This window comes from Treponema sp., from assembly GCF_045657965.1.
Taxonomy (GTDB): domain Bacteria; phylum Spirochaetota; class Spirochaetia; order Treponematales; family Treponemataceae; genus Treponema_D.
The window spans coordinates 1-6,154 of sequence record NZ_JAZOUG010000127.1 but is presented as its reverse complement, the minus strand read 5'-3'; the positions used below and the strand labels follow the sequence as shown (position 1 = coordinate 6,154).

8 protein-coding genes are annotated in these 6,154 nt (G+C 39.1%); all 8 read right to left on the bottom strand.

The window, feature by feature from the left end:
- Nucleotides 1–481, bottom strand: a 481-nt coding sequence (locus ACKI5B_RS04605) for a hypothetical protein (RefSeq protein ID WP_407426293.1), incomplete at its 3' end; no start/stop codon positions are given.
- Nucleotides 482–592: 111 nt separating this feature from the next.
- Nucleotides 593–1,588 (bottom strand): calycin-like domain-containing protein, encoded by a 996-nt coding sequence (locus tag ACKI5B_RS04600; RefSeq protein WP_407426291.1) that lies wholly within the window; start codon nt 1,586–1,588, stop codon nt 593–595.
- A 13-nt stretch (nt 1,589–1,601) separates the two neighbouring features.
- Complete coding sequence (locus tag ACKI5B_RS04595; protein ID WP_407426289.1) at nt 1,602–3,644, bottom strand: TonB-dependent receptor plug domain-containing protein; 2,043 nt, start codon at nt 3,642–3,644, stop codon at nt 1,602–1,604.
- A 119-nt stretch (nt 3,645–3,763) separates the two neighbouring features.
- The gene (locus ACKI5B_RS04590; RefSeq protein WP_407426287.1) at nt 3,764–4,522 is read right to left on the bottom strand and encodes an energy transducer TonB; all 759 of its coding nucleotides are present in this window, start codon (nt 4,520–4,522) and stop codon (nt 3,764–3,766) included.
- A complete protein-coding gene (locus tag ACKI5B_RS04585) occupies nt 4,506–4,916 on the bottom strand; it encodes an ExbD/TolR family protein (RefSeq protein ID WP_407426285.1) in 411 nt (136 codons plus the stop codon). Before ACKI5B_RS04585 ends, ACKI5B_RS04590 begins: the two co-directional genes overlap by 17 nt.
- Nucleotides 4,903–5,421, bottom strand: coding sequence for a MotA/TolQ/ExbB proton channel family protein (locus ACKI5B_RS04580; protein ID WP_407426295.1), 519 nt, complete (start codon nt 5,419–5,421; stop codon nt 4,903–4,905). Before ACKI5B_RS04580 ends, ACKI5B_RS04585 begins: the two co-directional genes overlap by 14 nt.
- The gene (locus ACKI5B_RS04575) at nt 5,303–5,749 is read right to left on the bottom strand and encodes a nitrous oxide-stimulated promoter family protein (RefSeq protein ID WP_407426283.1); all 447 of its coding nucleotides are present in this window, start codon (nt 5,747–5,749) and stop codon (nt 5,303–5,305) included. Before ACKI5B_RS04575 ends, ACKI5B_RS04580 begins: the two co-directional genes overlap by 119 nt.
- Before the next feature lie 43 nt (nt 5,750–5,792).
- Nucleotides 5,793–6,154: YbaN family protein (locus ACKI5B_RS04570; protein ID WP_407426281.1), on the bottom strand; the 362-nt coding region annotated here is incomplete at its 5' end.

Genomic DNA, 6,154 nt, shown 5'->3' with positions numbered 1-6,154 from the left:
TTACAAAGCAGCTCAATTCTGCTGTCACGTCATATTCGGCTGAATACAGTGTAAATCCTTCATAAGTTTTGCCACTGTAAGTCCAGTCAAATTCATCAGAAGCCTTGATATTGAATACCATTGAAACTGAAGAAGCATTTCCATTAAATGTGTAACTTCCAGTAACTGTATATTCATCTGCAGCTGTGTTTTCAACAGAGCATGATGTGAAATCAAAAGCATGTGTGTAGCTTGAAACCATTTTCCACGTTACATTTTCGCTGTCTGTTACAGTTATGTACTGAGTCATAGAACTTCCGCTCTGTGTTGTACCTGTATAGGCAAATGTCTTACCATAGAGAGAAGAATACTCGTAAGTATTTGTAATTGAATTATTATTATCAACATTTACAGATGTTGTTTCATCTTCATCTGCACATGAAGTGACACCAAATGAAAGAAGGGCAAGAGCCATTCCTGCCAAAAATACTCTTTTTAACATAATTTTTTCCTTTTGCGGATTCGCTTAAAAGGCAATCCACATTTTTTATAAGGCGAGTCTACACCCGTCTTTTATCACAACACGGCTACCGGTCTGCCGTGAAAGTAATCTTTAGTTTGTACTTGTGAAAATCTGAATAATCGGAAACGGCATTTTTCCAGGATAGAAAGATGTCCTTAACGTTAGAGTTCCGTTTTCCAGTTTTCCTTTAAGTGTGAGTGAATTAATATTGATTGTCGTTCCGTCAGCTTTTTCTGCCGTTACTGTGGATTCAGAGGCAGCTTCATACGAAAGATAGTAGGTCTCTCCGTCTTTAGAAACCTGAACACCTTCAATATCGTACGGCTCAATTGTCATTGCTTCCGTGTATGCAAAACGCGGAACTGTAACGGTCACAGTATTTGCCGCAGTTGAGCTTGTGTCTGTAATTTTTACGGTCGGAGTAATTTCGTTCCCACTTTCGTCAGTTCCGCTTGTGCCGCTTCCTTTTGCAAGCGAGCCGCCATCTCCAACCATATAGACAAAACTTCCTGTGTAAGAACTATCTCCGCCCCAGGATGAAGCCTGTGCGGCAGATGGTATTTCAATAGAAATGTCTTCGACTTCCTCATCATATTCAATTTCACTCGGAGTGGTGTTTTTTCCGATATTCGTCTGTCTTGTCATGGGAACACGGGTATTCGTCATTCCTGAAACTCCAGTCAAATTATCGCCTGTAAGAAGAATAACCACTTCGTCCAGACTGTTGATTCCAAGTTGAACGACCATAGAAGCCTTTGAAGAATCCTTTGATTTGCAGTAGGAAACGTTTTCGGCGCTATACCAGTAAAGCGTGTAGTTTGCTTCTGAGTTTTTAACAGAATAGTAATAAAACTGATTATTATTCATTCCGTTTACGCTCATATTCCAGTCACATCTTTCGTCGTTGTAAATAACAATAGAAGGAATAAGCGTGTTTCCGCTTGAAGCCGTAATGTTTCCGTAATATGTCCAGCCGTAAATTTCTGAAATATCGTAATCTGTAACTGATGTATCTTCATCGTTACTGCATGAAGAAAATATTAAAACTGAAATAAATGCAAATGCTGCAAAAATAACTTTTTTCATTATAAAAAACTCCTTAAAAATTAATTTTTACTCCAAGCCGAAGAACAGTGCCTTCGGTTAAGCCGTAGTAGTCTTTCTGATTTTCGCCGTTTGTGCCTTTTTTAAAATGCAGATTGTTCAGAATATTGTCTATTCCGAAGTAAACAGTCAGTTTTTCATCCCAAAACTTTTTTGAAATGTCTGCACCGAGCATAAAATAATCCGGCGTGTAATAATCTGTTCCGGAACTTAAAAGCTGAGGCGAATTCCACTGTGCATTTACGGAAAGTGTCGTCTCAATTACAGGAACTGTGTATTCTGCACTGGCTGTAATTCTGTGCTTTACGCGGAGTGCCAGATTTTCCCAGGAATCAATTTGCTCATCAAAATATTTTGCAAAAGTCAAAGCATAGCCTGCCTTAATCTTAAAAACATCCCAGTCAGAAGAAAGCGAAAGCTCGCCTCCGTAAGTTACGGCCTTGTCCACATTCTGATATTCACGGATTTGCGGAGTTGAAGCGGCATCTGTTACAACAGAATCAATCAAATCAATTATGTAGTTAAAGTAGCCTTCAACTGAAAACTTAAATACATCGGAAACATTCTGTTCCCAGCCTGCGTTAAAGCTGTGTGATTTTTCCGGTACAAGATTTTCGTTTCCGTAAAGAATAAAGTTTCCGCTTCCCGGTGCATAGTTATGACGAAAAATCCAGTATTTTTCGCGAAGTGAAGGAATTTTATATCCCATTCCGTAGCTCAGACGTAACGCTGTTTTTTCGACCGGATTGTACTTGAACGAAAGTTTTGGTGTCGCCATAAAATTTGTACTTCCTCCGCTCAAAGAAGGTGCAAAATCAAAGCGGATGCCCGGAACTACCGTGAGTTTTTCGTCAAAAAACAAAATGCTGTCCTGTGCAAAAAGTGATGTTTCAAGGGCGTATTTCCGCTCTTCAAAAGAAGTTCCGTCTATCGATTCTAAATTAGCATTTACCCCGGCCGTAATGTCCTGAAAATCTGTCGGCTTAATGTGAGCCCGTAAATCTGTTTCCCAGTCAGCAGAATCTGATTCTGTTGATTTTGATGATGAATAAGCACCGGCTTTTACATTGTATGTTGTGTCAAGGAAGTAGAGTTTTCCTGCTGTAAAGCCGTCGATGTAAAAACTGTCGCCCAAAATATATTTTCCGGTAAGGCCTGCTTCTCCTCTTGTGGAACGGTATTCCATGTCAGAGCCTTTGTCATAACCTGTTTTTGTATAGTTTGAAACCTGATATGAATCTGCATACAAACCGTAAAGAGCAATATTGCCCCATTCGTCTTTCCATGTGAGAGTATCGCGTGCAAAACCTAAGATTTTTTTTGTATTTTCGTAGTATGTAATTGAGCCTGCAAGAGCATCTGAAGCTGTTTTTTCTTTTCCTGGAACATAATTAAGACAGGCAATCAGTGCATTTGAAAGATTTGTTCCGTTTGCAAAAAGACTTAATGCCGTGTAATCTTTCCAGTCTTTGATTGAAGGCGAAAATCCGATTTCTTCGGTAAGATTGCCCGAAACGCTGATTTTTTTATCTTCGCCGGATTTGTCTATATTATTCTTTGTGACAACATTTATTGCCCCGCCCATAGCCTCGCTTCCGTAAAGAACAGAATCGGCCCCTTTTATGACTTCAATGTGGTCAATATTTTCTACTGGAATCTGAAATACCGGGGTAGAACCAGAAATATCCGTGCTAACCGTAACACCGTCAATCATGATTTTGACATAACCTGTGCCTAAGCCCTGCATGGTAACGCTTTCATTTGCATTTCCGGCGCTTGCATTAGAAACATTGATCCCAGGAAGGGATTTTAATGCATCTCCTACGGTTTTACTTCCAGATTTACGGATTTCTTCGTCAGTGATGACTTCTGTTTTCTGCACTTCTTCGCTTACATTCTGTGAAATACGGCCTGCATTTACAGAAATTACGGCATCGTCAGCATCTTCAAAATCAGATTCCTGTGCAAAAGAAGATACACTGAACAATATCGCTATAAAGAAAATCTGTGTTTTTTTTAATAATTTTTTTTGAATCATTTTTTTATAAGTTAGTATTATTAAATTATTGTTAGCCATTAATAACTTTAAATAAAATTTTATTCTATACATTTTTTTGAAAAAATTTAGATTTTATTTGAAAATTTTAGAAAATAAAGTCATTTTAATGAAAAATCCATCACAAATATCAGTGTCATTGCACTCATACCGCCTTTCATTTTTTTGAACGGAGCAGATTTTTTTACTGCATTAAGGGCTGCTTCGTTTAAAATTTCGTGCCCGCATGTCTTTAAGATTTTTGCTTCTTTCAGGCTTCCGTCGGGACTTATGATTACAGAAAGACGCACTTTCCCTTCAAGACCTTTTGAGCGGGCGGAGTAAGGATATTGTTTTTTTGACTCAATTCTTGAAAGAGCGTAGGATTTATAGCTTGCAGTGGCTTTTTGTACTTCCTCTGAAATCACAGGATTTTCTGAAAATTCGCCGGCACTTTCGGTCTGAGCAGAGTCCTGTATGCTGTCAGAAAAATTTTCTTCGGTTAGCTCGTTCGTTTCGTCAGGCGTTTCCTGTGTTTCGACTTCCTCAATTTTTTCTTCTGAATCTGCGGCCGGCTCTTTTGGAATTGCAGGAATTGAATTTTCCGGTTTCGGCTGGATTTTCTTTTCGACCACTTTTTTAACAGCCTTAACTTTTCGCCTTTGAGTGACCTTAACGACCGAAACGGCATTTTCTGAAATCGATTCGCTGACAGTGGCGGTAACATGGAAATTCCAGAACGGAAGGGCAAGCACGCCGAGAACAAGGACGAGCGTAAAAAAAGAACAGAATGCCCATCTTTTTGGGGAGAATGTGTGAAGTTCGTTTAAGGATTGTCCGGTTAAGCCAGACAATGACACATTTTCATTCAAGCATTTCATGAACGATTCCTATGCGGCTGATTCCGGCATTCTGTATTTTTGTGAGAATCTGAACGATGTGCTCAAAATCCACGCTGCGCTCACATTCAAGCGAAAGTGCAAGTTCAGGATTTTCGGCATACATTTTTTTAAGAGCCGGCTCAAGCTCCTCAATCGTGATGATTTTTCCGTCAAGTTCCATTTTATCAGCGTTAACGGCAAGTACTTTCGTTGAATTGTCTTCAGCCGATTCCGTTGATTCTTCAGTTTTCGGAAGTTCCAGCGGAAGGGAAGCTTTTTTGAATTGAGTTGAAACCATAAAGAAAATCAGAAGAATAAAAATCACGTCAATCATCGATGTAATGTTGATTGAAAGTTCTTCTTCGTGATGGTGCAGAAAATCAAGAGAGTGCATTTTCTTCCTCGTCGTAAAGGCTCATTGCAAGAAGCCGCTTTTCGATAATTCTCTTGTATGTTCTGTAACACAAAAGAGACGGGATTGAAATAATCATACCGAAAGCAGTAGTAAGCATTGCTTCCCAGATTCCGTCGGACAAATCAGAAATATTTACGTTTGCACCTGCCTCTGAAAGTTTAGAAAATGCGCCGATTAAGCCGGTTACAGTTCCCAAAAGCCCAAGCGAAGGAGCAACGGACGAAGTAAAATTCAAAAACCACAGACCCCGGTTCATTTCGTAGTAAAGAATCGAACATTCTGAATGAAATGCTTTCATTTTTTTTTGCGCATCAAGTTCGCCTTTTGCAGTCATTTTTTCTTTGAGGCGTAAAATCACATCTTTTTTACTTCCACGCCTGGTCTGAAAAAAGTAAATTCCCCGCTCCAGACACTGACAGCAGCAAAAGCAGAGCAAAGCCGCAAGCACCCAGTTTACAGGCCCGCCAAGGTTTATAAATTGAATCAGTTTCATAAATTACCTCTTTTTTATCCACAGATTTACATAGATTTTTTATTAACAAGCAGATTTGTTCAGGTCTAACGACCTTCACCTTCTTAATCGTGAGTAGCGTTAGGCAGTGAACACGGCAGGCAGAACAGAAAGTCTTTGTTTCCATAAAGGGGCATTTTTCTACCCGCTCTTTTACATATTCAGAAAGATTTCTGCACTCTTCGCACAAATTTTCAGGATTTTTCATTGCAGAACGATTTTTATGCCTTCCCCTGCAGAAAATCCGGATCATTAAGAGAACAGTTTTGTATTCATTCTGCCTTTTTTGCTCGATATTCATTGTTTATCCACAGATTTACACAGATTATGTTTATCCATGTCTATCAGTTTTCAATTTTCACCTTTCCATTTTCCGTTTGTGTAGGAATCGTCCTTATTCTCGTAAAAAAATACACATATTTAAGAATAATCAAAATGACTACTGTAACCCGTCCGATTCTTGTGCCTGTTGTATCTTTATGACTCATTCCTATAAAAGCCATTAAAAGCATGACTGTCGCCGGAATAAGAATAAAAAGTTTGGTTTTTAAAGTCATTGCACGGTTTTGAACGAAGTCTTCAAGATGATTTTTGTAAAGTTTTGTGCTTCTAAACCATGCATCGAGCCTTCTTGAACCTTTTGCAAAACAGAAAGCCGCAAGAAGCAGAAAAGGCGTTGTCAAGTCGGATCGTAGCCATGTCGTTC

What these genes read in the sequence shown, in the direction of transcription:
- ACKI5B_RS04600 (WP_407426291.1), bottom strand. Translation starts at nt 1,588, where the DNA reads ATGAAAAAAGTTATTTTTGCAGCATTTGCATTTATTTCAGTTTTAATA.
- ACKI5B_RS04595 (WP_407426289.1), bottom strand. Translation starts at nt 3,644, where the DNA reads ATGATTCAAAAAAAATTATTAAAAAAAACACAGATTTTCTTTATAGCG.
- ACKI5B_RS04575 (WP_407426283.1), bottom strand. Translation starts at nt 5,749, where the DNA reads ATGAATATCGAGCAAAAAAGGCAGAATGAATACAAAACTGTTCTCTTA.
- ACKI5B_RS04585 (WP_407426285.1), bottom strand. Translation starts at nt 4,916, where the DNA reads ATGCACTCTCTTGATTTTCTGCACCATCACGAAGAAGAACTTTCAATC.
- ACKI5B_RS04590 (WP_407426287.1), bottom strand. Translation starts at nt 4,522, where the DNA reads ATGAAATGCTTGAATGAAAATGTGTCATTGTCTGGCTTAACCGGACAA.